Annotated in this window: 29 protein-coding genes, 2 tRNA genes and 1 riboswitch; of the genes, 27 read left to right on the top strand and 4 right to left on the bottom strand. The window is 36.0% G+C overall.

Features of this window, described 5'->3' with window-relative positions; translation table 11 throughout:
* Positions 1-165 precede the first annotated feature (165 nt).
* From MHI40_RS12265 to MHI40_RS12235, 7 genes are all read left to right on the top strand, one after another.
* The gene (locus MHI40_RS12265; RefSeq protein ID WP_093536949.1) at positions 166-747 is read left to right on the top strand and encodes a TetR/AcrR family transcriptional regulator; all 582 of its coding nucleotides are present in this window, start codon (positions 166-168) and stop codon (positions 745-747) included.
* A 17-nt stretch (positions 748-764) separates the two neighbouring features.
* Positions 765-1538: an enoyl-CoA hydratase gene (locus MHI40_RS12260; protein ID WP_340762872.1), complete on the top strand. Its 774-nt coding sequence runs from the start codon at positions 765-767 to the stop codon at positions 1536-1538.
* Between the two features lie 25 nt (positions 1539-1563).
* Positions 1564-2337, top strand: a complete 774-nt coding sequence (locus MHI40_RS12255; protein ID WP_340762870.1) for an electron transfer flavoprotein subunit beta/FixA family protein — start codon at positions 1564-1566, stop codon at positions 2335-2337.
* Positions 2338-2424: 87 nt separating this feature from the next.
* The gene (locus tag MHI40_RS12250; protein ID WP_093536952.1) at positions 2425-3402 is read left to right on the top strand and encodes an electron transfer flavoprotein subunit alpha/FixB family protein; all 978 of its coding nucleotides are present in this window, start codon (positions 2425-2427) and stop codon (positions 3400-3402) included.
* 305 nt (positions 3403-3707) lie between these two features.
* Positions 3708-4022, top strand: a complete 315-nt coding sequence (trxA, locus tag MHI40_RS12245) for a thioredoxin (RefSeq protein ID WP_093536953.1) — start codon at positions 3708-3710, stop codon at positions 4020-4022.
* Positions 4023-4072: 50 nt separating this feature from the next.
* Positions 4073-5863: an excinuclease ABC subunit UvrC gene (uvrC, locus tag MHI40_RS12240; protein ID WP_093536954.1), complete on the top strand. Its 1791-nt coding sequence runs from the start codon at positions 4073-4075 to the stop codon at positions 5861-5863.
* A 41-nt stretch (positions 5864-5904) separates the two neighbouring features.
* A riboswitch (Lysine riboswitch) is annotated at positions 5905-6084 on the top strand.
* Between the two features lie 94 nt (positions 6085-6178).
* Positions 6179-7408: an aspartate kinase gene (locus MHI40_RS12235; RefSeq protein ID WP_340762867.1), complete on the top strand. Its 1230-nt coding sequence runs from the start codon at positions 6179-6181 to the stop codon at positions 7406-7408.
* Between the two features lie 113 nt (positions 7409-7521).
* On the opposite strand, the gene MHI40_RS12230 is transcribed toward MHI40_RS12235, so the two are convergent.
* Positions 7522-7935: a YslB family protein gene (locus MHI40_RS12230; RefSeq protein WP_093536956.1), complete on the bottom strand. Its 414-nt coding sequence runs from the start codon at positions 7933-7935 to the stop codon at positions 7522-7524.
* A gap of 285 nt (positions 7936-8220) precedes the next feature.
* Here MHI40_RS12230 and MHI40_RS12225 point away from each other — a divergent pair, with 285 nt between their 5' ends.
* The 15 genes from MHI40_RS12225 to MHI40_RS12155 all read left to right on the top strand — a co-directional run bounded on the left by MHI40_RS12225 (position 8221) and on the right by MHI40_RS12155 (position 20163).
* Complete coding sequence (locus MHI40_RS12225; protein ID WP_093536957.1) at positions 8221-8832, top strand: succinate dehydrogenase cytochrome b558 subunit; 612 nt, start codon at positions 8221-8223, stop codon at positions 8830-8832.
* A gap of 49 nt (positions 8833-8881) precedes the next feature.
* The gene (sdhA, locus tag MHI40_RS12220; protein WP_340762865.1) at positions 8882-10639 is read left to right on the top strand and encodes a succinate dehydrogenase flavoprotein subunit; all 1758 of its coding nucleotides are present in this window, start codon (positions 8882-8884) and stop codon (positions 10637-10639) included.
* Positions 10640-10641: 2 nt separating this feature from the next.
* A complete protein-coding gene (sdhB, locus tag MHI40_RS12215) occupies positions 10642-11418 on the top strand; it encodes a succinate dehydrogenase iron-sulfur subunit (RefSeq protein WP_093536959.1) in 777 nt (258 codons plus the stop codon).
* A gap of 289 nt (positions 11419-11707) precedes the next feature.
* Entirely contained in the window at positions 11708-12160 is a 453-nt protein-coding gene (locus tag MHI40_RS12210) for an acyl-CoA thioesterase (protein WP_340762862.1), read from the top strand.
* A gap of 61 nt (positions 12161-12221) precedes the next feature.
* Positions 12222-12446 (top strand): helix-turn-helix domain-containing protein, encoded by a 225-nt coding sequence (locus MHI40_RS12205; protein WP_245762675.1) that lies wholly within the window; start codon positions 12222-12224, stop codon positions 12444-12446.
* 78 nt (positions 12447-12524) lie between these two features.
* On the top strand, positions 12525-12980 hold the full coding sequence (locus MHI40_RS12200; RefSeq protein ID WP_093536962.1) for a MarR family winged helix-turn-helix transcriptional regulator: 456 nt from the start codon (positions 12525-12527) through the stop codon (positions 12978-12980).
* A gap of 9 nt (positions 12981-12989) precedes the next feature.
* Positions 12990-13787, top strand: coding sequence for a glutamate racemase (racE, locus tag MHI40_RS12195; protein ID WP_093536963.1), 798 nt, complete (start codon positions 12990-12992; stop codon positions 13785-13787).
* A gap of 130 nt (positions 13788-13917) precedes the next feature.
* On the top strand, positions 13918-14520 hold the full coding sequence (locus tag MHI40_RS12190; protein WP_093536964.1) for an XTP/dITP diphosphatase: 603 nt from the start codon (positions 13918-13920) through the stop codon (positions 14518-14520).
* A 9-nt stretch (positions 14521-14529) separates the two neighbouring features.
* Positions 14530-15027: a metallophosphoesterase family protein gene (locus MHI40_RS12185; protein WP_340762861.1), complete on the top strand. Its 498-nt coding sequence runs from the start codon at positions 14530-14532 to the stop codon at positions 15025-15027.
* An 85-nt stretch (positions 15028-15112) separates the two neighbouring features.
* Positions 15113-15186, top strand: a tRNA-Arg gene (locus tag MHI40_RS12180).
* Between the two features lie 595 nt (positions 15187-15781).
* Positions 15782-16525, top strand: a complete 744-nt coding sequence (locus MHI40_RS12175) for a metal ABC transporter ATP-binding protein (RefSeq protein ID WP_340762860.1) — start codon at positions 15782-15784, stop codon at positions 16523-16525.
* Complete coding sequence (locus tag MHI40_RS12170; RefSeq protein ID WP_093537081.1) at positions 16525-17385, top strand: metal ABC transporter permease; 861 nt, start codon at positions 16525-16527, stop codon at positions 17383-17385. Before MHI40_RS12175 ends, MHI40_RS12170 begins: the two co-directional genes overlap by 1 nt.
* Before the next feature lie 22 nt (positions 17386-17407).
* Positions 17408-18352 (top strand): metal ABC transporter substrate-binding protein, encoded by a 945-nt coding sequence (locus tag MHI40_RS12165; protein WP_340762859.1) that lies wholly within the window; start codon positions 17408-17410, stop codon positions 18350-18352.
* Between the two features lie 124 nt (positions 18353-18476).
* Positions 18477-18902, top strand: a complete 426-nt coding sequence (gene mntR, locus MHI40_RS12160) for a transcriptional regulator MntR (RefSeq protein WP_093536968.1) — start codon at positions 18477-18479, stop codon at positions 18900-18902.
* Positions 18903-19242: 340 nt separating this feature from the next.
* Entirely contained in the window at positions 19243-20163 is a 921-nt protein-coding gene (locus tag MHI40_RS12155; RefSeq protein ID WP_340762858.1) for an HNH endonuclease, read from the top strand.
* A 42-nt stretch (positions 20164-20205) separates the two neighbouring features.
* Here MHI40_RS12155 and MHI40_RS12150 read toward each other — a convergent pair.
* Positions 20206-20279, bottom strand: a tRNA-Arg gene (locus tag MHI40_RS12150).
* 337 nt (positions 20280-20616) lie between these two features.
* Between MHI40_RS12150 and MHI40_RS12145 the strand changes: the two genes are divergently transcribed.
* On the top strand, positions 20617-20850 hold the full coding sequence (locus MHI40_RS12145; protein ID WP_340762856.1) for a stress-induced protein, KGG, repeat-containing protein: 234 nt from the start codon (positions 20617-20619) through the stop codon (positions 20848-20850).
* A 175-nt stretch (positions 20851-21025) separates the two neighbouring features.
* Positions 21026-21583, top strand: a complete 558-nt coding sequence (locus MHI40_RS12140) for an integrase (protein ID WP_340762855.1) — start codon at positions 21026-21028, stop codon at positions 21581-21583.
* A gap of 69 nt (positions 21584-21652) precedes the next feature.
* On the opposite strand, the gene MHI40_RS12135 is transcribed toward MHI40_RS12140, so the two are convergent.
* Complete coding sequence (locus MHI40_RS12135) at positions 21653-22396, bottom strand: HAD-IIB family hydrolase (RefSeq protein ID WP_340762853.1); 744 nt, start codon at positions 22394-22396, stop codon at positions 21653-21655.
* Positions 22338-23588 carry a glycosyltransferase gene (locus MHI40_RS12130; protein ID WP_340762852.1) on the bottom strand — a complete coding sequence of 417 codons (1251 nt, stop codon included), beginning with the start codon at positions 23586-23588 and terminating at the stop codon, positions 22338-22340. Before MHI40_RS12130 ends, MHI40_RS12135 begins: the two co-directional genes overlap by 59 nt.
* Positions 23589-23738: 150 nt before the next feature.
* On the opposite strand from MHI40_RS12130, the gene MHI40_RS12125 reads away from it, so the two are divergent.
* From MHI40_RS12125 to MHI40_RS12115, 3 genes are all read left to right on the top strand, one after another.
* Complete coding sequence (locus MHI40_RS12125) at positions 23739-24917, top strand: CDP-glycerol glycerophosphotransferase family protein (RefSeq protein ID WP_340762851.1); 1179 nt, start codon at positions 23739-23741, stop codon at positions 24915-24917.
* Positions 24918-24993: 76 nt separating this feature from the next.
* Positions 24994-25170: a hypothetical protein gene (locus tag MHI40_RS12120; RefSeq protein ID WP_340762850.1), complete on the top strand. Its 177-nt coding sequence runs from the start codon at positions 24994-24996 to the stop codon at positions 25168-25170.
* A gap of 159 nt (positions 25171-25329) precedes the next feature.
* The gene (locus tag MHI40_RS12115) at positions 25330-26322 is read left to right on the top strand and encodes a hypothetical protein (RefSeq protein WP_340762849.1); all 993 of its coding nucleotides are present in this window, start codon (positions 25330-25332) and stop codon (positions 26320-26322) included.
* Positions 26323-26381: the final 59 nt, after the last annotated feature.

Below are 26381 nucleotides of genomic sequence, written 5' to 3'. Positions count from 1 at the left end.
AGTAAAAGCCTCTGAAGAATGTCAGAGATTTTGGAGTCATTGGAAAAGGACGAGAACCGTATTCATACGACAACAGCTATTTAACTGTATATGCAGACCTTATACATTTCAAAATCTAGACGAATAATTCTTTGAGGTAATTGAACAATTGGTGGTGAATTCATAATGAAGAAGGACAAACCAAAGTATAAGCAAATTATTGACGCGGCAATTATTGTTATCGCTGAAAATGGATATCACCAGTCACAGGTTTCTAAAATAGCTAAACAAGCTGGAGTAGCTGATGGGACAATTTACTTGTATTTTAAAAACAAAGAAGAAATTTTAGTCTCGGTTTTTGAAGAAAAAATGGAGATATTTGCACACAATTTAAAAGAAATTATTCAACAGGAAATTAGTTCCTCCGAAAAGCTATATAAAATGATTGAAAATCATTTCGTAGTGTTATCAAGTGATCATCATTTAGCGACGGTCACCCAGTTGGAATTGAGACAAGCCAATTTAGCGTTGAGATTACGAATAAATGCAGTTTTAAGAAATTACTTAGTATTGTTAGATACCATTTTAAAAGAAGGAATAGAGCAAGGCGAATTTGATCGTACGATTGATATTCGCTTAGCAAGACAAATGGTTTTTGGTACAATTGATGAGACGACTACTACTTGGGTCATGAACGAGCATAAATACAACTTAGTTGATCTGACCGGTAAAGTACATCGTCTATTGTTAAATGGTGTGAAAGGTTAACGAAGGGGAGTGGGAAGATGGAATTTCTATCATGGACTATAGAAGACGGCGTAGCTACCGTCATTCTGAATCGTCCGCCAGCAAACGCTTTAGCAAGAGAGGTTATTTTAGAAGTAAATGAGCTGCTAGATGCAGTAGAAAATGATGATGCCGTTCGAGCAATCTTGCTCAAAGGGGAAGGCAGATTTTTCTCTGCAGGTGCTGATATTAAAGAATTCACTTCTATTACATCAGGAGCTGCATTCTCTGAGCTTGCTGCAAGTGGGCAAACAATTTTCGAAAGAGTGGAAACTTTCTCGAAACCTGTAATCGCAGCAATTCATGGTGCTGCACTTGGTGGAGGACTGGAACTTGCGATGAGTTGTCATATTCGACTTGTAGCTGATAATGCGAAGCTAGGATTACCTGAGTTACAGTTAGGCTTAATACCAGGCTTTGCAGGAACGCAACGACTACCTCGCTATGTTGGGTTTGCGAAAGCAGCAGAAATGTTGCTAACAAGTGATCCGATTAGTGGTAAAGAGGCAGCTCAGTTAGGGCTTGCTAATCATGCTTACCCAGAAGAAGAATTATTCGAGCAGGCAAACAAGCTTGCAGTGAAAATTGCGAAGAAGAGCCCTATTGCTGTCAAAAACGCATTAGAAATGCTTCAGTTTGCTAAACCAGCATCTTATTATGAAGGCGTGAAAGCAGAAGCAAATGCTTTTGGAACTGTATTTGTTTCAGAAGATGCGAAAGAAGGTATTTCTGCATTTATTGAAAAAAGAGAACCTGTATTTAAAGGTAAATAATATTTTACATTGGGAGGATATCTAAATGAACATTTATGTATTAGTAAAGCGTACGTTTGATACTGAGGAGAAAATCGTTGTTAGCGGGGGAAAAATTCAAGAAGATGGTGCCGAGTTCATCATTAATCCGTACGATGAGTATGCAATTGAAGAAGCAATTCAAGTTCGTGACGCTCAAGGTGGAGAAGTAACAGTTATTACGATGGGTGGAGAGGACGCTGAGAAGCAACTTCGTACAGCATTAGCAATGGGCGCAGATAAAGCGGTTCTTATAAATATTGAAGATGATGTAGAAGAGTTAGATCAATTTACAGCTGCACATATTATCTCGGAATACTTAAAAGATAAAAATGCAGATTTAATATTAGCAGGTAATGTAGCGATTGATGGAGGGTCTGGACAAGTAGGACCACGTGTTGCTGAAAGTTTAGGTATTAACTATGTAACTACTATCACAAACTTAGAGATTAATGGTACTACTGTTACGATTAAACGTGATGTTGAAGGAGATACAGAAGTATTAGAAACTTCTTTACCATTATTAGTTACTGCGCAACAAGGTCTAAATGAACCTCGTTACCCATCTCTTCCAGGAATTATGAAGGCAAAGAAAAAGCCTTTAGAAGAAGTGGAATTAGATGACTTAGATATAGATGAAGATGATGTAGAAGCAAAAACAGAAACAATTGAAATTTACCTACCTCCTAAAAAGGAAGCTGGAAAAGTATTAGAAGGCGAGCTAGCTGATCAAGTAAAAGAGTTAGTTCATTTACTACACTCGGAAGCGAAAGTCGTTTAACTTATTCAGAAGAGATTATTTTGTACACAAAAGATATGCCAAGGCATATTTGAATCGAATTAATTTTAATATTAGGAGGAAAATAGCATGTCTAAAAAAGTATTAGTATTAGGAGAAGCACGTGAAGGTGCTCTTCGTAATGTATCATATGAAGCAATCGCTGCTGCTAAACAAATTTCAAGCGGCGGAGAAGTTGTTAGTGTTCTATTAGGAGATTCAGTGGGAGAACTAGCTACTGAGCTTGGTAAATATGGCGCTGATCGTGTAATTACTGTGGAACATCCACATTTAAAACAATATACTTCAGATGGCTATGGTCAAGCATTGTTAGCGGTGATTGAGCAAGAAAATCCAGAAGCAATTGTTTTTGGTCATACAGCACTTGGGAAAGATTTATCTCCTAAAATTGCAAGCAAGCTTCAAATTGGTTTGGTATCAGACGTAACTTCTATCGAGGGTGAAGGCGATGCTGCTGTATATATCCGCCCGATCTATTCTGGTAAAGCCTTTGAAAAAGTTAAAGTGAAGGATGGTATTGAATTTATCACTATCCGTCCTAACAATATTGCTCCACTTGCAAAAGATGACAGTAAGTCAGCAGACGTTTCATCTATGTCTGTAGACATTACAAACTTACGTACGATTATTAAAGAAGTAGTTCGTAAATCTACTGAAGGTGTAGATTTATCTGAGGCAAAAGTTGTAATTGCTGGTGGTCGTGGTGTAAAGAGTGAAGAAGGTTTTGCACCTTTAAAAGAGCTTGCAGATGTATTAGGTGGAGCAGTTGGAGCTTCTCGTGGAGCTTGTGACGCGGATTATTGTGATTATTCATTACAAATCGGTCAAACTGGAAAAGTAGTTACTCCGGACCTTTATATTGCAGCAGGTATTTCTGGAGCGATACAGCATTTAGCTGGTATGTCTAACTCGAAAATTATTGTAGCGATCAACAAAGATCCAGAAGCAAACATTTTCAAAGTTGCAGACTACGGGATCGTAGGAGATTTATTCGAAGTTATTCCAATGCTTACTGAAGAGTTCAAAAAACTTAAAGTAAACGCATAATAATAGATGAGGCTGTCCAAAAGAAAAACTTTTGGGCAGCCTTTTTGTGTAAAACTGATTAAAATATTGTGCTTGTTCATGTAATTGATCAAAGTTGAAATTTTTTATAAATTGTTTATATATTTATTTTGTTTTCTCTTGTATAAAAACTCTTCCACAATTCGTTGGAGCTATAGTCGTTTCAATTTTGTTCCAATGCTTTGAATGTTTCAGGTATGCTAAGATTTACTTTCAAGCTAATATGTAGATGTTGGTATTTCTGTCTGTTATAATCATTACATAGTAGATAAAGGAGGAATTTTAATATGGCAATTGTTCATGGAACAGATCAAACATTTAACACAGATATAGAAGAAGGTTTAGTATTAGTAGATTTTTGGGCAACATGGTGCGGACCTTGTAAAATGATTGCTCCTGTACTAGAAGAAATGGATGCTGAAATGAGCGATAAAGTTAAAATCGTAAAAGTAGATGTGGATGAAAACCAAGCTACTGCTAGTCAATTCGGTATTATGTCAATTCCAACATTAGTATTATTTAAAGATGGAAAACCTGTTGATAAAGCAGTAGGTTTCCAACCAAAAGAAGCATTAGTACAACTTGTAGAAAAAAACGCATAATCTAAAACCGGGTGCTACATAGTACCCGGTTTTTTTAAACAGGTGATAATATGAATAATTTGATCGAACAAAAATGTTCCATCCTACCGGATGAACCAGGATGTTACTTGATGAAAGACCGACAAGGAACTATTATATACGTCGGCAAAGCTAAAATATTAAAAAATCGTGTACGCTCATATTTTAAAGGAGCACACGATGGTAAAACACTCCGATTAGTGCAAGAAATTGTTGACTTCGAATATATCGTCACATCATCTGAGTTGGAAGCTTTAATACTGGAGCTCCACCTTATTAAAAAGCATGATCCAAAATACAATATTATGTTAAAAGATGATAAAACGTATCCATACATTAAAATTACTGCTGAAAAAGATCCTCGTCTGATTATTACAAGACAGGTGAAAAAAGATAAGGGTAAATACTTTGGTCCATATCCCAACTCTCATGCGGCACATGAAACAAAAAAACTTCTAGATCGTCTATATCCACTTCGAAAATGTCAAAAAATGCCGAATAGAGTTTGTCTATACTACCATATGGGACAATGTTTAGCGCCCTGTGTGAAAAAAGTAGAAGAGAATACTTATGAGACAATTATTCAAGAAATAGCCAGCTTTTTAAATGGTGGGCATACGCAAGTGAAAAAAGAATTGGTTCAAAAGATGAATTCAGCTGCTGAGACTCTTGAATTCGAACGAGCAAAAGAGTATCGTGATCAGATTTCACATATCGAACAAGTGATGGAAAAACAAAAAATGACGATGAATGATTTCACGAGCAGAGACATATTTGGTTTCCATGTTGATAAAGGTTGGATGTGTGTTCAAGTATTTTTTATCCGACAAGGAAAGCTTATCGAAAGAGATGTGTCATTATTTCCGATCTTCCGGGATCCAGAAGAGGAATTCATCACATTTTTAGGTCAGTTCTATGCGAAGCCAGAGCATATTAAACCAAAAGAAATTTATGTTCCATTAACTACGGATCTTGACTTAGCTTCAAATCTTCTAGAAATGAAAGTTTTCGTTCCACAACGAGGCACAAAGAAAAATCTAGTCGAGTTAGCAGAAAAAAATGCAAAAATAGCTCTTACGGAGAAATTTCATTTAATCGAAAGACAAGAAGAGCGAACTATTGGGGCAGTTGAACAGCTTGGTGATTCCATGGGGATTGCACCTCCAATGCGAATAGAAGCTTTCGATAACTCGCATATTCATGGTACAGATGCTGTATCTGCAATGGTTGTATTTATTGATGGAAGATCAAGCAAAAAAGATTATCGTAAATACAAGACAAAAACGGCTGCCAAACATGATGATTATGGTGCTATGCGTGAAGTTGTTCGGCGAAGATATACAAGAGTCTTGAAAGAGAATTTACCACTACCCGATTTAGTAATCATTGATGGCGGAAAAGGGCAAATTGAGGCAGCGCGCGAAATTATTGAGGATGAACTAGGTCTTGATATACCGATTGCTGGGCTTGCAAAGGACGGCAAGCATCAGACTTCTCAACTTATTTATGGTGATCCTTTGGAGATAATACCGATGAAGCGGACTAGCGAAGGTTTTTATTTGCTCCAACGAATTCAGGATGAAGTCCATCGTTTTGCTATAACATTCCATAGACAACAGCGTGGAAAGCACACAATTGCATCTTCTCTAGATGGTATTGAAGGGATTGGTCCTCAACGGAAAAAGTTATTACTAAAACAATTTGGTTCTTTAAAGAAAATACAAGCTGCTAGCAAAGAAGAGTTAATGGCTGCAGGATTACCGAGTAAGCAAGCAGATTTAGTGATTGACCATTATCAGAAAAATGTATTGTCTTCTGAATAATCATATGTTATGGTTGTAACAATTTAATATTCACTATTATAAGTGAAGATAGAGGTGCGATTAGACATCAGTACTCAGCAGGAGGAAGGAAAGTTCCTAGAATAGCTGAAGAAAGGGTTTTTCGCCGAAACATAGAATAGCTTTTCCTATTCTGTTGTTGGTTCTGCATTTAATAGATGTAGGATTGTCAGAATTTGATATTCTGGAGGGCTATCTCACATGGACAGATTTTTTGGACCGTGTATGAGACAATGCTTTTCACAATATGTGAAAAGCATTTTTTAATCCTTTCAGTTAATAAGGGAGCGGATGATCATGACTAAAATTGTAATGAAATTTGGCGGTACTTCGGTTGAATCAACTGAAAAGATTACAGATGTTGCTAATCGGGTAAAAGGTGAAAAAGAAAATGGTCATGATATTGTGGTTGTTGTATCCGCAATGGGTAAAGCGACAGATGAATTATCAAAATTGGCTTTCGAATTAGCAGATTCGCCGTCCAAACGTGAAATGGACGTGCTCTTATCTTCTGGGGAGCAAGTTACAATGGCATTGCTTTCTCTCAAGTTAAACGCAATTGGAGTAGAAGCCATTTCTCTCACAGGTGCCCAGGCAGGTCTGATAACAGATAGTGTACATAGAAATGCAAAAGTAATGAAAATGGATCCTTCAAAAATTGATGGATTACTTGTAGCGAATAAAGTAGTTATTGTAGCTGGTTTCCAAGGGATATCTGAAGCAGGAGAGATTACTACACTTGGCAGAGGAGGATCTGATACAACTGCTGTTGCTATTGCTGCTTCTATTGAAGCGGAAATTTGCGATATTTATACAGATGTAGACGGGATTTACACGTCTGATCCTCGCTATATTGAAAGTGCGCGTAAACTGGAACAGCTTGAATATGACGAAATGTTAGAACTCGCTAATTTAGGTGCAGGAGTATTACATCCACGTGCTGTTGAATTTGCTAAAAATTATAAGGTTCCATTAAGAGTGCGCTCGAGCTTTAAAGATGGAGAAGGAACGATTTTGAAGGAGGAAGTAGATGTGGAAAATAATTTAGTAGTTCGTGGAGTGGCATTTGAATCAGATATCGTCCGATTGACTATAGAATACGAAGTACCTTTTAACGGTTCCCTCGCTTCTATTTTTACGACTTTAGCAGCAAATCATATAAACGTAGATATTATTGTGCAGTCGATAGTAGAAGGAGTGAAACCTGCAGTATCCTTTTCTATTAAAAAGGAATCCTTGTCTGAAGCGATAACAGTTTTAGAGACACACAAACAAGCACTAGGCTTTACTTTCGCGGATTTTGAAGTTGGTCTTTCAAAGGTTTCTATTGTCGGTTCGGGAATGGTATCGAATCCCGGGGTAGCAGCTCAAATGTTTGATCGATTAAGAAAAGAAAATATTCCTGTGAAAATGGTAAGTACTTCAGAGATAAAAGTGTCAGTCGTTGTACCCCAACAAAATATGATCGAAGCAGCAAATGCTTTACATGATGAATTTGAACTTGCACTAACTCATCAATCCGTATAATATTTTTATGTTAAAATTCATTTTCTATTATCTATTTGAATCTGTTAAAAGGTTTTCACAATAGTTTCACTATTAAAGAGGGGGAACAGGAAAAGTCGTATGCGACTATCCCGTTACCCTTTTGTTTTAGAATCCCATTTTATTTGCAAAGAGACAAGGCCATTCTTTTTTACTTCTTCGTCATAACATTCGGTTAAAAAACCAGTAATCTTTTGTTGTTGTTCAGCTAAAAAGCCTGCTTCTAATCGATGACTTCTACTTTGACCACTCTGAGGTAGATTATATGTACTTAGCGTATAGAAAGCGGAGTCTTTTGTAGTTTTTTCTAAATGTAAAGTGCCCCAGCCAGCTTCGTTGAAAAAAGTGATAGCTTCGTCCAATGAATATAGGGGAAATTTGCGGGCTAAATCTTTCCCTGCCCAATATAATATATCTTTTTCATGTTTTCCGAGAATAGAAGTAAGCACATGGTCTCTTAGTAACTCATATCCAAAGGAAGTTACATGTGAATGTTCCTTTTCATTCAAGTAGCAACCCTTCTTTCCAAAAATCAATATTGCCTATTTATTTTATCATAAAAAAATTACAAATGGGGACTTGATTAGATTGTGATTAATTTAACAATTTATTATCCGAAAAAGGTAAAGGAATCCATTTTAAAATACGGAAAGATACCTTGACGCTCCAAAATGATGAGAGTACAATGGATATGTCATAAATACGTAACTTGATGATGTGAAATTTTTGAGAACTTTTGCTTTTTTGAGATAGTTTTCATTCTTTTCAGTCAGAAATTTGAGGGGGTAATTGTTTTGTCGAACGATCGCGAATTTTATTGGCGTCGACTGCATTCCTTACTTGGTATTATACCGGTAGGTCTGTTTTTAGCGCAGCATTTAGTAGTAAATCACTTTGCTACAAGAGGAGCAGAAGCATTTAATAGTGCATCTCACTTCATGGAGAGTCTACCATTTCGATTAATGTTAGAAATCTTCGTAATTTATATTCCATTAATGTTCCATGCATTTTACGGAATTTACATTGCATTTACTGCAAAAAATAATCCGAAGCAATTTGGAACGTTGAGAAACTATTTATTTATATTACAAAGATTTACTGGCATTTTCTTAGTTGTATTTATCGCTTGGCATGTTTTTGAAACACGTTTCCAAGCTGCTATTGGAGCAAAAGAAGTTAATTTTAACATGATGGCAGAGATTTTATCTAACCCATGGATGTTAGGTTTCTATATTGTAGGTGTTGTTTCAGCCACTTTCCATTTAGCTAATGGTATTTGGTCATTCTTAGTTAGCTGGGGTATTACACAATCTGCAAGATCACAACAAATTGTTACTTATGTAACTTTAATTATCTTCTTAGCGTTATCTGTAGTTGGCGTACAAGCTCTTCTAGCATTCGTTTAAGAAACTTTAAAGTCGTTCAACTACTATTAAATTGAGGAGTGAGAATAGCATGGCAAAAAGTAAACTGATTGTTGTCGGCGGTGGATTAGCTGGCTTAATGGCAACAATGAAAGCTGCCGAAGATGGCACGCACGTAGACCTATTTTCTATCGTTCCAGTAAAACGTTCACACTCTGTTTGTGCACAAGGCGGTATTAACGGAGCTGTAAATACTAAAGGTGAAGGCGATTCTCCTGCAGTACATTTAGATGATACTATATATGGTGGAGATTTCTTAGCAAATCAAAAACCAGTTAAAGCGATGACAGATGCAGCACCTGGAATTATAAGTTTGTTTGATAGAATGGGTGTTATGTTTAACCGTACACCTGAAGGATTATTAGATTTCCGCCGTTTTGGTGGGACAATGATGCACCGTACAGCATTTGCTGGTGCAACAACTGGTCAACAACTTCTTTATGCGCTGGACGAACAAGTTCGTCGTTTTGAAGTGGATGGTTTAGTAACTAAATTCGAAGGATGGGAATTCCTTGGAATAATTAAAGACAGCGAAGGCGTATGTCGTGGTATTAAAGCGCAAAACCTTCTAACAATGGAGATTCGAGCATTCCGTGGTGATGCTGTAATTATGGCTACTGGTGGCCCTGGGATTATTTTCGGGAAAACTACTAACTCTATTATCAACACTGGTTCTGCTGCATCAATCGTATATCAACAAGGAGCATATTATGCGAACGGAGAATTTATTCAAATTCATCCAACTGCCATTCCTGGTGACGATAAATTACGATTAATGTCTGAATCTGCTCGTGGTGAAGGTGGTCGTATTTGGACTTATAAAGACGGCAAACCTTGGTACTTCTTAGAAGAAAAATACCCTGCATACGGTAACTTGGTTCCTCGTGATATTGCAACACGTGAAATCTTTGATGTATGCGTTAACCAAAAACTTGGTATCAACGGAGAAAACATGGTTTATCTAGATCTTTCACATAAAGATCCACATGAACTAGATGTTAAACTTGGTGGTATCATTGAAATTTACGAGAAATTCACAGGTGATGACCCTCGTAAAGTACCTATGAAAATCTTCCCAGCAGTTCATTATTCTATGGGCGGACTGTGGGTAGATGATAATCAAATGACTAATATTCCTGGATTATTTGCTGCAGGTGAATGTGATTTTTCACAGCATGGAGCTAATCGTTTAGGAGCTAATTCTTTACTTTCTGCAGTATTCGGCGGAAGTGTTGCAGGACCGAATGCAGTTAGTTATATGAGTCATTTAAAAACTCATGCTATTGACATGGATGATTCTATCTTTGAAGCTGAACTTAAATTGGAACAAGAGAAGTGGGACAAGGTTATGTCTATGAAAGGTACGGAAAATGCGTACTTACTTCATAAAGAGCTTGGTGAGTGGATGACAGATAACGTAACTGTTGTTCGTTATAACGACAAACTTGAAGCAACAGACAAGAAAATCCAAGAACTTCTTGAACGTTTTGAAAATATTAATATGGATGATACACAACAATGGTCTAACCAAGGCGCATCATTTACACGTCAGTTAAAAAATATGTTATATTTAGCACGCGTTATTACATTAGGTGCGCTTAATCGTAATGAAAGCCGTGGAGCACATTACAAACCTGATTTTCCGGAACGTAATGATGAAGAGTTCTTGAAAACAACAATGGCTAAATTTGATCCAGCTACAGGAGCTCCAGTATTCCATTATGAAGAAGTAGATGTATCACTTATTACACCTCGTAAACGCGATTATTCTGCGAAAGGGGATAATTAATAATGGTTACAGCAACGGAAACAAAAAAAGTAAAATTTGAAATTTTACGTCAAGATACACCTGAATCTACACCTTACTTTGAAAAATTTGAAGTAAATTACCGTCCAAATATGAATGTTATTTCTGCCTTAATGGAAATACGTCAAAATCCGGTAAATGTAGATGGGAAAGCTACTAGTCCTGTAACTTGGGATATGAACTGTTTAGAAGAAGTATGTGGAGCATGTTCAATGGTTATAAACGGTCGTCCACGTCAATCTTGTTCGGCTTTAATCGATCAACTGACACAACCGATTCAATTGGCACCAATGAAAACATTCCCAGTAATACGTGATTTACAAGTAGACCGTTCGCGCATGTTTGATTCTTTGAAAAAAGTAAAAGCATGGGTTCCAATAGATGGTTCATACGATCTTGGAGAAGGACCTCGTATGCCAGAACGCAAACGTCAATGGGCATATGAACTGTCTAAATGTATGACTTGTGGTGTATGTCTAGAAGCTTGTCCGAACGTAAACAGTGGTTCTAACTTTATGGGACCAGCACCACTTTCACAAGTACGTTTATTTAACGCACATCCAACTGGTTCTATGAACAAGGATGAACGTCTAAATACAATTATGGGAGACGGTGGTCTTGCAAACTGTGGTAACGCACAAAACTGTGTAGTTGCTTGTCCAAAAGGAATTCCACTAACAACTTCCATCGCTGCTTTGAACCGTGATACAACTGTTCAAATGTTCAAAGACTTCTTCGGAAGCGACCGTATGGTTGATTAATAGAAATGCGTAAGCGCCTTTGAGAGGTATACAGTCTAAGTACTCGACATCCTGTCGCAACGACTGCATGACCCGCTTCCTGCAGGCCTCCGACAAGTAAATGGGAAGATTGCAGTCCAACTTGTTTGGACGGAAAAGATTCCCATTTAACCTCGAGGGGAAAGGCTCTGAAGCTAGACAATAGATAAAATAAGGAAATCTGTGTAGAATATTTTTATTCTATGCAGATTTTTTCTATCTCTGTTACAATAAATGAATATTCATTCATTTTGAAGGAGAGGTAATTTATATGAGAGCTAAATACCTAGAAGATATGGAGTTATGGGAATCTGATTTCCATTTTCATTCGGAAGTAAGTGTGCGTTTTTCGGAAACAGATATGTATGGTCATTTAAATAATACGGTGACTTTTGCTTATTTTGAATATGCTCGTATTGAATACTTCAAGCATATACAGCTTATGAATGATTGGTTAAATCCAAAGGGAGAAAAAATACCAGTCGTCGCTGACTTGCAATGTGATTATGTAAAACAAGTATTCTTTGACGAAAAGCTCCGCATTTATGTGAAGGCAAATTCTATAGGCTCTTCTTCTGTGGATATCCATTATATGGCCAAGAACGATAAGGATGAAATTGTCTTTACTGGACGTGGTTCTATTGTTCAAATTGAGAAGAAAACTGGTCGTGCAGCAAAGTGGTCTGAAGAGGAACGAGAAGTTTTTCAAAAGAGTATTAACTAGCCGTCACCTACCATCCCCATGCTACATACGTTAGTAGGAGAGTGGATAGGGGGCTATGGCATTGTACGACAATAAACAGCATCGTTCGATTTTAACAAGTAGAGAACGTCAAATTTTTCAATTATTAGTAGAAGATAATTCTACGAAAGAAATTTCAACTTTGTTAACGATAAGCGAAAAAACAGTAAGGAACCATATTTCAAATACAATACAAAAACTGGGCGTTTCAGGTAGGTCACAGGCGATTGTAGAATTATTACGATTAGGTGAACTATCGTTAAATTGATATGATTCCTTGCCATTTTCCTCATAACACGTCACAATAATAGAAATAGGGTTATTGTTTTGAGGAGTGAAGGAATAGATGGCAGAAGATATAAATAAGACAATGTTAGACCAGGATCAAGTTGCTTTTTTAGAAAAAGAGCTTCGACATATATCTGGAATCATTAAACAAAAGGGTAGAGAAATACTAAGTACTTATACTATTACGCCTCCACAGTTTGTAGCGCTTCAATGGTTACTAGAGTTGGGTGATATGACTATCGGTGATTTATCCAATAAAATGTATTTAGCTTTTAGTACAACAACGGATTTAATCGATCGTATGGAAAAAAGTGAACTTGTAAAGCGTATAAGAGATGAACAAGACCGTCGTGTTGTTCGTATACATTTATTAGAAGAGGGCGCTCGAATCATAGAAGAGGTTATAGATAAACGACAACAGTATTTAGAGGATGTACTTCAACATTTCGATCAGGCTGAAGTTGCAAATTTAGCAATATTATTAGAAAAATTACATCAAGAGATGAAGAACTGAGGAATTAACGTGAAAGCCCCAATTGGTGTTATAGACTCTGGAGTTGGTGGATTAACGGTTGCAAAAGAAATTATGCAACTACTACCAAATGAAAAAATAATTTATATTGGTGATACTGCTAGATGCCCGTATGGACCTAGAACAAGTGAAGAAGTTCGTAAATTTACGTGGCAATTGGCAAATGCTCTTGCGAAGATGAATATTAAAATGCTTGTAATTGCATGCAATACCGCAACTGCAGTCGCTCTTAATTCGTTAAGTAAGAAGATGCCTTTTCCTGTAATAGGTGTAATTTTCCCAGGAGCTAGAGCGGCGATTAAAGCATCAAAAAGTAATGAAATAGTAGTGCTAGGTACAAGCGGTACGATTAAAAGTGGTGCATATGAGGAGGCAATTGCGCATTTAAATTCCTCTAGTAGAGTGATTCCACTCGCATGTCCCACTTTTGTCCCGCTTGTGGAAAGTAATGAATACGAAGGTGATTTTGCTCGGAATATGGTGATGGAAACATTATCACCATTAAAAAAAGAGCAGTTTGATACTGTCATTTTAGGTTGTACACATTATCCGTTGTTGCAAAAGCATATTGAAGAGGCAGTTGGAGAACATGTGAAGGTACTTTCATCTGCAGAAGAAACTGCGCATGATGTTCAAGAGTATTTACAATATCATAAATTGAATAATCCGGATCAACAAAAGGAAACACCCATTTTCTACACAACTGGTTCTGTACCTATTTTTAAGACGATTGTAGAAAAATGGTTAGAAATACCGAATGTAGATATTCGAACAATTTCATTTAAATGACCCTGTTAGCTTGAGAATCCTCGAATAGCGGGGTCTTCTTTTGCTTATTGGGCGTTATACAAAAGAAGCTAATATCGTGCTACAAGAATGGAAGCTGCTTACAAATTTATAAAAAAGGACGAGATATCAAATGAAACAGATTATTATAGCTACAAAAAACAAAGGAAAAGCCAAAGACTTTGAAGCATTGTTTAACCCGCTTGGATACGAAGTTAAAACACTTCATGATGTGGCGGAGGAAATGGATATAGAAGAAACAGGTACGACTTTTGAAGAAAATGCACTATTAAAAGCTACTTCGCTAGCAAACCATTTGCAGTCAATGGTTATCGCAGATGATAGTGGATTAGAAATTGATGCACTAGATGGACGCCCAGGGATCTATTCGGCTCGCTATGCTGGTGAAGAGAAAAGTGATGAAGCAAATATAGATAAAGCGCTAAAAGAGCTAGAAGGCACCAAAGAATCAGAAAGAACAGCCCGATTTGTATGTGCAATCGCTGTTGCTTCCCCAAACAAAGAACCTTTCACTGTCAGAGGGACGTGTGAAGGATTTATAGGGACTGAAAGAAAAGGAACAAATGGATTTGGGTATGACCCAATTTTTTATGTGCCTTCTGAACAAAAAATGATGGCGGAACTTACAGCAGAACAAAAAGGAGCTATTTCTCATCGCGGCAATGCAATAAAAAAACTTTCTTTCGTTTTGGAAGATATAATTTCTGAAGGATAGGTGAGTAAAATGAAATTGTTGATTATGAGCGATACCCATAGTGCTACCAAAATAATGGAACAGTTAATTGAGCGCCATCAAGGCGAGGTAGATGCAATTATCCACTGTGGAGATAGCGAGTTAAATGCGAATTATTTTACTGATAACCCAGTGCATATTGTTCGTGGTAATTGTGATATAGACGATCGTTTTCCTTTAGAGGAATTATTTCCGGTTGAGGATGCTAAAGTATTAGTCGTTCATGGTCATAAATACAATGTGAAATCTACTTTAATGCCACTATTTTATAGAGCGCAAGAGGTACAAGCATCGGTCGTGTGCTTTGGACATTCGCATTTATTAGGAGCAGAAATGCAGCAAGGTATTCTATTTATCAATCCAGGCAGTCTTCAGCAACCCCGTGGACGGAAAGAAAAGAGCTACGCAATTGCTGAGAGAAATGAGGAAATTTGGACCGTTTTGTTTTATTCGGATGAACATAAATTGCTTGAAAAAGTTATTTTATAATTTTTTTGAAATAGTATTGACTTAACTTCATTATCATTATATAATAAATCTTGTCTTTCCTATCAGTTTAGGTGGGGGAGTACTTGTCTCAGTAGCTCAGCTGGATAGAGCAACGCCCTTCTAAGGCGTCGGTCGGGGGTTCGAATCCCTCCTGGGACATAATAGTTTAGAGTAGAAATACATAGTAAATAGAATTTGGGATTAAGTCTGGACTACGGTCCAAGAGACTTGATCCCTTTTTTTATCTCACTTATTTTATGCTAAGTAAAATATGATATTATCTTCCAATTCAATTGAATGGAGATTTTTTTGTTATGTCAAAAATTAAGATCGTTTGATGTGAATTTTGGTTTAGCTAGTATTATGTTATTCCCGATCAAACGGTAAACAGAGGGTTAATTCAAGAATAATTGATAAAGCATCGGTAGTCAAAATTAGTAAAAAAATTGGTAACTGGTAACAATATTTAAGCTGGAATAGTTCTTTATGGAAACAAAAATTCGTACGCTTAATAAATGGGAGGACGATCATTTTCTTAAAATAGTGTGTTTATTTTTTTAATATTAGTATTGGAGGAACTAATATGAGTTGAGCTTCATATACTTAAAAGACAAAAATGTACTTTCCAAACATCATTAACAAATAGTTTGCTTTTTTTTAGTTTAAAAGTTTCCTTCGGGAAAGAATATTGCGTAAAGAAAATTGCCTTTGTGCAAATTTCGAGTATTAAACATTAGCGTAGGAGGGGTTATTTGTGAAGACAGCCATTGCTGTAAAAGAATTATATGTGTCTTACTTCGGTAGCGAGGCTTTGAAAAATGTCAGTTTCACAGTTGAAGAAGGAAAGTTAGTAGGTATTATTGGACCAAATGGTGCAGGAAAGTCGACATTATTAAAAGCGTTATTAAACCTTATTCAAAAGGAAAAAGGTGAGGTTGCTATTCTAGGTAAGACGATTAAGGAAATGAGGACAAAAGTAGCTTATGTTCCACAACGAAGCAGCATTGACTGGGATTTTCCTATTACTGTTTTTGATACCGTGCTACTCGGCACATATCCAAAATTAGGTGTATTTAAACGCCCGAAGAAAATAGACAAAGCGTTTGCATATGAATGTTTGGAAAAAGTAGGAATGACAGAATTTAGCAAACGGCAAATTGGAGAACTCTCTGGTGGTCAACAACAAAGAGTGTTTCTTGCAAGAGCATTGGCACAAGAGCCTGAAATCTATTTACTTGATGAACCATTTGTTGGTGTCGATGTTACGAGTGAAGAAACGATTATATTGATATTGAAGCAACTTCGTGATCTTGGAAAAACCGTTGTTGTCGTTCATCATGATTTAAGAAAAGCCAAGGAATATTTCAATGAACTAATCCTTTTGAACAAAGAACTCATTGACTTCGGAGTGGTTGAGAAAGTTATTCGACCAGAAGTACTAGAAAAGGCTTATAACATTCAATTTTCCCCTTTGACAAATCTGGAGGCGAAAGCATGATAAATTTTATTGATGCACTTATGTATTATGGCTTTTTACAAAAAGCACTTACTACCTCCATTATGGTAGGTGTTATTTGCGGGGTGATCGGTTGTTTTATTATTTTGAGAGGGATGGCTCTGATGGGAGATGCGATTTCTCATGCCGTACTACCAGGTGTTGCGTTGTCCTATATGCTTGGTATTAACTTCTTTTTTGGAGCTGTATTTACCGGGGTGTTGACCTCACTTGGTATTGGTTTTATAAGTCAGAACAGTCGGATTAAAAATGATGTTTCTATTGGGATTATGTTCACTGCTGCATTTGCGTCTGGGATTATTATGATTACACTTATGAAAAGTAGTACGGATTTGTATCATATTTTATTCGGAAACGTCCTTGCGGTTCGACCATCGGAAATGTGGTCAACATTGCTTATCGGAATTTTTGTTATAGTATGCGTGTATGCCTTTTACAAAGAACTGCTTGTCAGTTCGTTCGATTCAACTATGGCAGCGGCATATGGGTTACCAACAAGAGTTATTCATTATTTCTTAATGACACTTTTGACATTGGTGACAGTTGCTTCCCTCCAAACAGTCGGGATTGTGCTTGTTGTAGCAATGCTCATCACTCCAGCTGCGGCTGCATACTTGTTGACAAATCGTCTTTGGGTTATGCTCTACCTCTCGGCTGGTATCGGAGTGTTATCGTCCATTTTAGGATTGTATTTCAGCTATACCTATAATTTAGCATCAGGTGCCGCAATAGTGCTTGCAGCCACAGTACTATTTATTCTTGCATTTGTATTTTCACCAAAAAAAGGCTTGGTGTGGCGTGCTATTAAGAACATTAGAAAAAGAGAAATGCTATCTCGTTAATAATATAAAATGGAGGATATAGATGAAATTTTTTAAACTTTTACCTTTTATTATGAGTCTTGCCTTGGTGTTCTTTCTTGCAGCCTGTGGAAAAGAATCCGTGAATTCAGTGAAAGATAAAAATGATAAAATTCACGTTATTGCCACTTACTCAATTATCTACGATATCGTGAAGAATGTTGGTGGGAATCGTGTAGAAGTTCATACCTTGGCTCCAGTTGGTTCGAATCCACACGAATATGATCCACTTCCAAAGGATGTACAACTAACAACGGATGCAGATGCGGTCTTTTACAATGGTCTAAATTTGGAAGGAGGGAACTCCTGGTTTGAAAAGTTGTTGCTTACTGCAGGTAAAACGGGAATTGAGGCACCGGTATTTCGTTTAAGTGAAGGAGTAGAGCCGAAACATTTGACATCCAAGGGAAAAGAATCAGAAGAAGATCCGCATGCATGGTTAGACGTTCGTAATGGTATTAAGTATGCCCAGAATGTGAAAAATGGGTTGATAAAAGTCGACCCAGAACATGCAGATGTTTATGAAAAAAATGCGAAAGAATATATCTTGAAGCTGGAGAAACTACATCAGGAGGCTGTTAAACGTTTTAGTAAAATTCCCCAAGAGCAACGACTATTGATTACAAGCGAAGGGGCATTTAAATATTTCTCTGAAGCATATGGTTTTGAAGCTGCCTACATTTGGGAAATTAACGCAGAAAACCAAGGGTCACCTGAGCAAGTAAAGGCTGTTGTTGATTTTATCCGTTCGAAAACAAACCCTGTCTTATTTGTTGAAACAAGTTTAGACCCTCGTAGCATGGAAATGGTTTCTAATGAAACCGGAGTACCGATTTTTGGGAAGATTTTTACTGACTCCATTGGTAAACCAGGGGAGGACGGAGACACCTATATAAAAATGATGGAATGGAATATTGATATTATTTTAAGTGGATTAATAGAAAAATAAGAAATAAGTATATGAAAATATATTAATATGATTTCCGTACAAGGGACAATTAATTTATAGTTTCAAAAAGAAATCATACAATAGAGTGAAATTTTGATGGTGCAATTGTAAAGGAGGGCCTGTATTGCCGACACCTAGCATGGAGGATTATCTTGAAGAAATTTATTTGCTCATCGAAAGTAAGGGCTACGCGCGAGTTTCAGATATAGCCGAAGCTATGTCGGTTAATCCTTCATCAGTCACAAAAATGGTTCAAAGACTCGATAAAGGGGGATATTTAGTCTACGAAAAATATAAACCCTTAATATTAACTCTAAAAGGAACCGATATGGGGAAACGTCTAGTACACTTACACGAATTGTTAGAAAGATTTTTAAGGATTATTGGGGTTAATGAAGAAAATATATATAAGGATGTTGAAGGAATCGAGCATCATATGAGTAAGAGTTCTATAATAAAAATTGAAAATCTTGTTCAATATTTCGAAGAAGATTCCACACGACTAGAAGAGCTGAATGAGATTAGGAAGATATCAGATTTTACTCAATAAGCTCTGTAGCTTTAATATTCAAATCTAAATATAGAATTAAACCTATAAACCCTAGTAAAATCAACTTTCAGCGAATACTTATAAGTATACATGGGACATATAGTAAATAGGTGAAAATAGGGGTTTGTAATTAGGAAGGGATTATGTCAGGGCTTCGGTCCAAGCGACTTGAACCCTTTTTTTATTTCTAAGATTTTATAAAAAGTAACTCAATCATAGTCGAAATGCTATAATTGGATTAAGAATCTATTGAAATGAAATGATATGATGTACATTAAGAATAATAACGGGTTTTACTGTGAGATTTGAATCGGACTGTATTATAGGGAGTGTAGAATAAATGCAAAGCTTTGTTGTCATGCAAGGAGAAACATATCAAGTGGAAAGAGAACTAGGTATTATCACATCTCCACAAAAAGATAGTGGAGGCCAAGAACCTCATTCTTGGCTAAGGATGAAGGAGATAAACGTCGGGGACAGAATCTTTCATTATGTCAAAGGTTATATTGTGGCAATTAGTGTGGCTAAAACGGATTGTTATGTAATATCTAAAACGTTAGATATAGAAAGTCAAAAGAAGAACACTTCTGATAACGACTATCTAGTAGAGTTGGAGTACTATGAATTAGAAGAGCCTCTAAATGTACTATCAAACTTCCGTGAGATATCACCACTTCTTCCGATTAAGTATTCACCTTTTCAACAAGATGGTAATGGAAACCCAGGCTATTTATATCCATGTAACGAGCAACTTGTAATAAAATTACTAGAACTTATTAGTGATCTGAACATATACCGTGTAGATGAAGAGCAGCTGGAATTAGCCATTGGAACCGTACGTCGAACCGAGCATAACAACTTTATTCCTATGATTGCGGAAATGGAATCTGAAGTTAAATTAATGATTCGTAAAGGTCATGAAAAATTTAGGAAAGAATTATTACCATTATGGGCGAATAAATGTGCTTTGTGCGATATTGAATTACCTATTTTACTTCAAGCAAGTCACTCTAAACCATGGAAAGATAGTACTCATATTGAAAGGATAAATCCTTTTAATGGTATACTCCTTTGTTGTAATCATGATGCTTTATATAGTAAAGGATATATTGCGTTCGATGGACAAGGCAGATTACATATATCCTCCTCCATTCCAGAAGAAGATTATTTAATATACAATATCTCACCTAAAAAGAAAATTGCTCGATATGAAGAGAACAAGCCATATTTCAAGTGGCATCTAAAGAATATATTTAGTTAGAAAAAAAGAAGTCCAATTTTGGACTTCTTTTTTGTTATTGTATGTCCCAGGAGGGATTCGAACCCCCGACCGACGCCTTAGAAGGGCGTTGCTCTATCCAGCTGAGCTACTGAGACCTGTATTACCCAAATAGGGTGCATGATTATTGTACTTATGTATTTAAGATTCGATCATACTAATTTACGCACCGAAATTACCTACCTTCGTATCTTATCACCAAAACCAATTTGAGGGAAGTAATTTTTTAAAAAAGTAGTCCATTACCTCATTATTATTGGGTGGAGGAAAAAATGGGACTACAATGCCTCCGAAAAAAGACCTCTATTGATAGAACCTTAACTTTCATAGATATGTACAATAAAATAAGGATTTTAGGTTTAATTCATTTCTATATGGGAATGTAAAGAGTGAGCCTAAAAAACTCGAAAATATATTAAAGGAGGAATTATAAAAATGCCAAACAACCAGGACAATCGCAACAAAAACAGTAATCCAAATTGGTCAGTTAATGATGCGGGACATAACGGCGGGGAAGCAACCTCCAATAATCAAGACTATAAGTTTTATGAACAATTAGGTCGTAAGGGCGGAGAAGCTCGGAAAAGACCAATGGAGATTGATGATAGTGTTTTTGAAGAAGCTGAAAGAGAAAACAAACAAAGAGATGCAGACAAATATAACCTTTAATAATCATAATTACTGAAATTGAAAATACAATTTAGGCTATGCACAAAGTCCATTTGGCTTTGTGCTTTTTTATATTTTCTTAAACTTTTCAATTGAAATTAGAATCCTATTGTTCTATAGTGTATCTTGTTGAAAGAGTAAAACCAAACAAAGCAAGGGGCAGTTAAAAAGATATATGTTAAACAGATACACTAATGATTATATAAAAGAGATTATCCAATACATTATGACAACGGCTAATATTGATCTGGAAATTAGACCGGACGAATCTGGTATAAATATGAGTTACAATTTCATTGGACACTATATAGGTGTCGATTTTACTCGCTTAATAAGTGCTTGGGAAGAAATAGAGGCGCCTCTTTCCTTGGATTCATATATAAAAACATTAACAATTCATGAATTAGGTCATGCAGTGGATCGAGCAGCATTGCTTGAATCATTGGAGCGGACAATTGAAATCTTTCGAACTAAAAATAGTAATTTAGTGAGTGAAATCTATAACGATAAAGAATTACTTAGTATCTTAATGGAAGAACATGAGATGAATATTATATTTGAAGAGACAGCTTGGATGAATGCTGAACGGCTTAACACAGATTTTAATTTTGTAGATCATTCTACTTTAAGTAAAGTAAGAAAACATAGTTTAACAACTTATCAAAGGTTATATTTAGCGGATTTAAAACGATACGAGATTCTGTCAGAAAACCCAGACGTAAAAACTGCATAGTTAAAAGGCAATCCTAAGTATCGTTTTGGGATTGCCTTTTTTCATATATTTTAATAATTGCTCGGCTAGCTATAGAATACTTTCTGTTTCGTTAGTTTCATAAAAGTGTGCCCATGCTTCCTGGATGCCAGCCGCGTAGTTTTGGGTTGCCTTAAATAGCTTGCTGTGATTTTTTATATTTGCTAGTTCTGGTTGAGCGTTGCCGACTACCACTGACGGATAACCTAAGGAAAGCATCTCAAGATCATTACCGGAATCACCTGCGACTAATACTTGAACTTCTTTGCAGGCGAAATTGTTAAGTACATATATGAGGGCATTTCCTTTTCCGCTATTCTCAGGAAGGATATCTACATCTCGGTTCGAGCTATAGACTAGCTTGTGTGGAATGTTTTTCGCATTTAATCTTGCTTCGAATTTCTGAACAACTTCATAATCGTTATTTACCGTAAAAGAAATTCGGTCAGTATTTGGCAGTGCCTGCTTTTTTAGAGAGGGGAAAGTCCCCGATAGTTTAAGGATTTCATCTGGTTGCCAATTAATACGCATTTGTTGCTGCCAATCTTTATCTCTTTTAAGCATTGGGGATCTATAAATAGCTGTCCCTAAGTCAGTAATTAATATATCTGGTGTTGGTAACTCTTCCGAGGCAATTAGCGAAAGGGCAGAGTTTAAATGTCTACCTGTAATATAAACTAAGGATATGTCTTGAAATGACTCGTTATAGTAATGCAAAAGTCTTTGCAGGGCTGCCTTATCCCCAACTAGTGTACCGTCGAGATCTGTTGCTAACATATATAATTTTCTTTTCATCTAATAATACCTCGTATAATCTTTCCATCTTATTTACAATTGATCCCCAACTAAATTCTTTGTTTGCAAAAATTGCTGCTTGTTTACCTAGTTTTTCAGTGTATAAATTATTCGTTAATATTGTTGTCATTGCTTTAGTCAAATCAGTTTCGTTGGCTTTTTGAATATGAAGACCGGTAACGCGATCTTTTACTATGTTAGAAAGACCACCTACATTTGAAGCAATGACTGGACGCCCACACGCTTGTGCTTCGGCTGCTACCATACCGAAGGACTCATAAAAAGATGGAACTACGACTGCTGATGCATGCTGAAAAAGCGTAGCAAGCTGGTTTTGTGTTTTAGATCCAATAAATTCAATTTTGTTTTCTAACCCTTGAATTGCAGTGCGTAGTTTTAAATCCTTCGGAAGTTTGGTTGAGGTACTAATACTGGAAGAATCTCCTCCCGCAATTACTAGCTTCGTTAAAGGATTTATATCGTTAGACTCTACTAGTGTTCTGAACGAATTAATCAGTGTATAAATACCTTTCGTAGTTTGTAATCTGCCTGCAAAAGCGAAGTATGGTGCTGCTGTTCCTTGAAGTTGCGACTTTTTAGGGTGAAAAGCAGGATGGACTCCTATTGAAATTATAGAAATAGGAGAAGGATTATTAACGAAATTTGATATAAGTTGTTCTTCATTTTTGGTAGTAGCTACTATAGCATCTGCCGAAGTTAAGATCATTTTCTCTGTAGAGATTCGAATAGTATCTAAAATTCCGGTTGCTTGCTGTTTAGCAATGCCTAACGAATGATTTGTATGAATCCAAGGGATATTATATTCTGCTTTAATATAAGAACCTAGGAGACCTGATAACCAATAATGGGTGTGTAAAATATCATAAGAAGAAATCGAGATAGTCTCTTTTATTTCTTCATAAAAAGAAGGAAGTATTTGGAACATTTCATTTTTAGGTACATACCTACGATAACCTGCCGCAATACGAATAACTCTGCTAGAATGGCCAAACTTCTCTACTTGAGGACTTTTTGGATTTGACCAGTGTGTTATAACGTCTACTTGGTTACCAAGTTTTTCAAGAGCCCATGCTAGTTGTTTAACATAATTATTTTGTCCTCCCGCTTGTTCACTGCCTAGAGGAGCTAATGGATCTCCGTGATCAGAAATAAATAGTATTTTTTTTAACATTAGAATTTCCCCTTTCTTTCTAGTACTAAATAATTAATAGATTAGTGGATTACTATTCCTTTTTTTCAGATAACTTAAACATCTAAATTGTTTAATAAAGAAATATTTTGGGGATTTAGAAAGAAAGATGACAATAAGGGGAGATAATTGATGGAGCTTAAGAAGAGAGAAAGATTTGAAAATATCTCTACTTTTCTAAAAGTAGTATTTGCATTTGGTCTATCTAAATTCATAAGGAAAAAGTCTAACAGAAAAATTGTCCTTGTAGGAGGAAATTTAGGAGAAAAATATGAAGACAATGCTTCTGTCTTTCACCGATATCTAGTAGAAAACTATCAAAAGGAGTTGGATATTTATTGGATGTATGATTCTTCTACTACATACGTTCGCAAACTAAATATACCCAATGCTGTTAAATTAGGAACTCTAAAAAATTACTTACTATTTTTTAGAGCAGACCATACGATACATGGACATTCACTTTCATTTGATATTGCCCCATCTATCGATAAATACATATTTTTCAACAGAAAAACAATCATGACTCATATTAGTCATGGTATTGAAGGGTTTAAGAAAATACTAATTCAAGAGGAAGATATACCTTTACTATCCCGATGCAATTATTTCAATTGTGTATCAGAGTATGAGAAAGGCATTAAGTTAAAGGAGTGGGGGATACCAGAGGAGAAACTCTTAGTAACGGGAATGGCTCGATTTGATAATTATGAATATAATAGCCCAGCGAGTCGTGTGGAAAATGTTCTCATCATGTTTACATGGAGGGAATGGTTATTCGATCTTTCAGAAGAAGACTTTTTAAATAGTGATTATTTTAAAAAAACGGTGGAAGTTCTTTCTGATAATCATTTATTAACTCTGTTCGAAAATCGACAAGTTAAAGTGAAAGTAGTCCTTCACCCGTTTATGAAAAAGTTTGAACAATATTTCACTAAAATGCAAACAACTGCAACAAATATTAAGTTTTATAGTTTCGATGAAATTTCCATTGGAAATGAAATGAAAGAAGCCGATATGCTTCTCACTGACTATTCTAGTATTGCATGGGATTTTTTATATATGAACAAACCCATTATCTTTTTTACTTTTGATCAAAAAGAGTATTTGAACATGCGTGGTTCTTATATCGATCTAGACAAGGACTTATTTGGCTATAAAGCCGACACGACTGAGGAAGTTAAAAAATATATGGATCTGATTCTAATAGATGGACATTCAACAAATCCCTACTTCAAAGAGGGGACACGGTTTTTAGATTATTTTGATCAAAGAAGCTGTGAAAGACTAGCAAGCCAATTATTTAAATAAAAGTTTATAACTCAAAATACAGGGAATCTACTAAATATAATCATTTAATAATTTTGTAAAAAGGAGAGAATAAAAAATGACTAACCAAGACCGTAAAATACGAAACGATGAAGATCCAAACACTACTCAAGAACAGCCAAGCAAAATTGAAGAAATAGATAAAAGAAAAGAAAAAAAACATGAAAAGCAAGAAGATGGAAACTACAAAGAAGACACAATTAGTACACAAGAAGATAGTAATTTACATCGATAATATAGGTGTTAAAAAGAGATGCTCCTGATCACTTGCCGATTAGGCGCATTTCTTTGTTCTATTCAAAATTTCTATAAGATTGTATCGGTGTATCTAGAATAAATGATATAGTGTATATAATTGAGTACATACATAAGCTAGTGAAGGTGGCGAATTATAATGAAAAAAAAGAATCATCCCATTATGAAGGATGAAAACGTCATTTTATTCCCTGGAATGATCGAAAACTATGTTGAAAAGGGACTTAAATTTGCGGAAGAGAATAACTTTATGGAAGCGGTCTCTTGTTTTGACGAGGCTAACAAATATAAGGAACTGAGTGACATGGTCCAAAGTGTCTACATTTTATCTTTGCTAGAAACAGGGAGAGCTACAGACGCAAAGAAAATATGTGAAACTCTTTACGAAAAAAAGTCTCCTTTTTTTGAACAGGTTATAGAATTATATTTGACAATATTACTTGACCTAAAAGAATACAATCAGTTAAACGAAGTATTAGATGGATTAATGAAGGATTCTACCTATACTTTTCAACAGAAGAAAAATTTTAAACAGCTTAAAGAACTAAGCATCAAGATGTTATCAGACACATCCTTCTCAGTAGATGAAGAGGTCCACACTCAAATGGACAAGGACCAGTTTAAATTAGTGAACTTTAAAAAACTACCTTATGGACAACAAGAACAATTATTACAAATGGCATTCCAAACAGATGTAATGGTCATATCGAAGGATATCATTACAATCATCGAAAGCTCTGATATCATTCCTACTATTAAATCACTAGCTCTTTTACTTCTTGGAGCAGCGGGAGTACAAAATGAGGTTACCGTAGAAAAGTTCGGGTTTAAGGAAACGGTAATTCCGACAGCACCTCCAGAAAGCACAGCGGTTGATCGAGTAGAATCTATCAAACAATATATAGAGAACTCCTTATCCAAAGATCCTACTAAGCTTGAAATGACCTTGGAAATGGTTCATCGCCATGCATATACCTTGTTTCCGTTTGACTGGGTAGGATATACTAATGAAACAGTAGCTAACAAATACATGGAATATGTAGATGCATTATTTGGGAATAGTGAATTGGAGCCTGATGAGTTCTTTCAGTTACTCATTGAACTGGAAAAATCAGTAGAAGTTTTGAGTTAGGAATAATGTTGAAACTCTATTCATCTATGCTATAATATACAAGTTGTCAATATAATTAG

This window comes from Psychrobacillus sp. FSL H8-0510, from assembly GCF_038008345.1.
GTDB classification, from domain to species: Bacteria; Bacillota; Bacilli; order Bacillales_A; family Planococcaceae; genus Psychrobacillus; species Psychrobacillus psychrotolerans.
Note: the sequence above shows the minus strand (reverse complement) of the source record. Positions and strands in the feature narration are given on the sequence as shown.

Coding starts and splice junctions, on each gene's coding strand:
- uvrC (WP_093536954.1), top strand. CDS start 4,073: ATGAATAATTTGATCGAACAAAAATGTTCCATCCTACCGGATGAACCA.
- MHI40_RS12125 (WP_340762851.1), top strand. CDS start 23,739: ATGGAGCTTAAGAAGAGAGAAAGATTTGAAAATATCTCTACTTTTCTA.
- sdhB (WP_093536959.1), top strand. CDS start 10,642: ATGGTTACAGCAACGGAAACAAAAAAAGTAAAATTTGAAATTTTACGT.
- MHI40_RS12265 (WP_093536949.1), top strand. CDS start 166: ATGAAGAAGGACAAACCAAAGTATAAGCAAATTATTGACGCGGCAATT.
- MHI40_RS12260 (WP_340762872.1), top strand. CDS start 765: ATGGAATTTCTATCATGGACTATAGAAGACGGCGTAGCTACCGTCATT.
- MHI40_RS12165 (WP_340762859.1), top strand. CDS start 17,408: ATGAAATTTTTTAAACTTTTACCTTTTATTATGAGTCTTGCCTTGGTG.
- MHI40_RS12155 (WP_340762858.1), top strand. CDS start 19,243: ATGCAAAGCTTTGTTGTCATGCAAGGAGAAACATATCAAGTGGAAAGA.
- MHI40_RS12200 (WP_093536962.1), top strand. CDS start 12,525: ATGGCAGAAGATATAAATAAGACAATGTTAGACCAGGATCAAGTTGCT.
- MHI40_RS12140 (WP_340762855.1), top strand. CDS start 21,026: ATGTTAAACAGATACACTAATGATTATATAAAAGAGATTATCCAATAC.
- MHI40_RS12255 (WP_340762870.1), top strand. CDS start 1,564: ATGAACATTTATGTATTAGTAAAGCGTACGTTTGATACTGAGGAGAAA.
- MHI40_RS12250 (WP_093536952.1), top strand. CDS start 2,425: ATGTCTAAAAAAGTATTAGTATTAGGAGAAGCACGTGAAGGTGCTCTT.
- MHI40_RS12190 (WP_093536964.1), top strand. CDS start 13,918: ATGAAACAGATTATTATAGCTACAAAAAACAAAGGAAAAGCCAAAGAC.
- sdhA (WP_340762865.1), top strand. CDS start 8,882: ATGGCAAAAAGTAAACTGATTGTTGTCGGCGGTGGATTAGCTGGCTTA.
- MHI40_RS12145 (WP_340762856.1), top strand. CDS start 20,617: ATGCCAAACAACCAGGACAATCGCAACAAAAACAGTAATCCAAATTGG.
- MHI40_RS12130 (WP_340762852.1), bottom strand. CDS start 23,588: ATGTTAAAAAAAATACTATTTATTTCTGATCACGGAGATCCATTAGCT.
- MHI40_RS12185 (WP_340762861.1), top strand. CDS start 14,530: ATGAAATTGTTGATTATGAGCGATACCCATAGTGCTACCAAAATAATG.
- MHI40_RS12135 (WP_340762853.1), bottom strand. CDS start 22,396: ATGAAAAGAAAATTATATATGTTAGCAACAGATCTCGACGGTACACTA.
- MHI40_RS12235 (WP_340762867.1), top strand. CDS start 6,179: ATGACTAAAATTGTAATGAAATTTGGCGGTACTTCGGTTGAATCAACT.
- MHI40_RS12120 (WP_340762850.1), top strand. CDS start 24,994: ATGACTAACCAAGACCGTAAAATACGAAACGATGAAGATCCAAACACT.
- MHI40_RS12115 (WP_340762849.1), top strand. CDS start 25,330: ATGAAAAAAAAGAATCATCCCATTATGAAGGATGAAAACGTCATTTTA.
- MHI40_RS12210 (WP_340762862.1), top strand. CDS start 11,708: ATGAGAGCTAAATACCTAGAAGATATGGAGTTATGGGAATCTGATTTC.
- trxA (WP_093536953.1), top strand. CDS start 3,708: ATGGCAATTGTTCATGGAACAGATCAAACATTTAACACAGATATAGAA.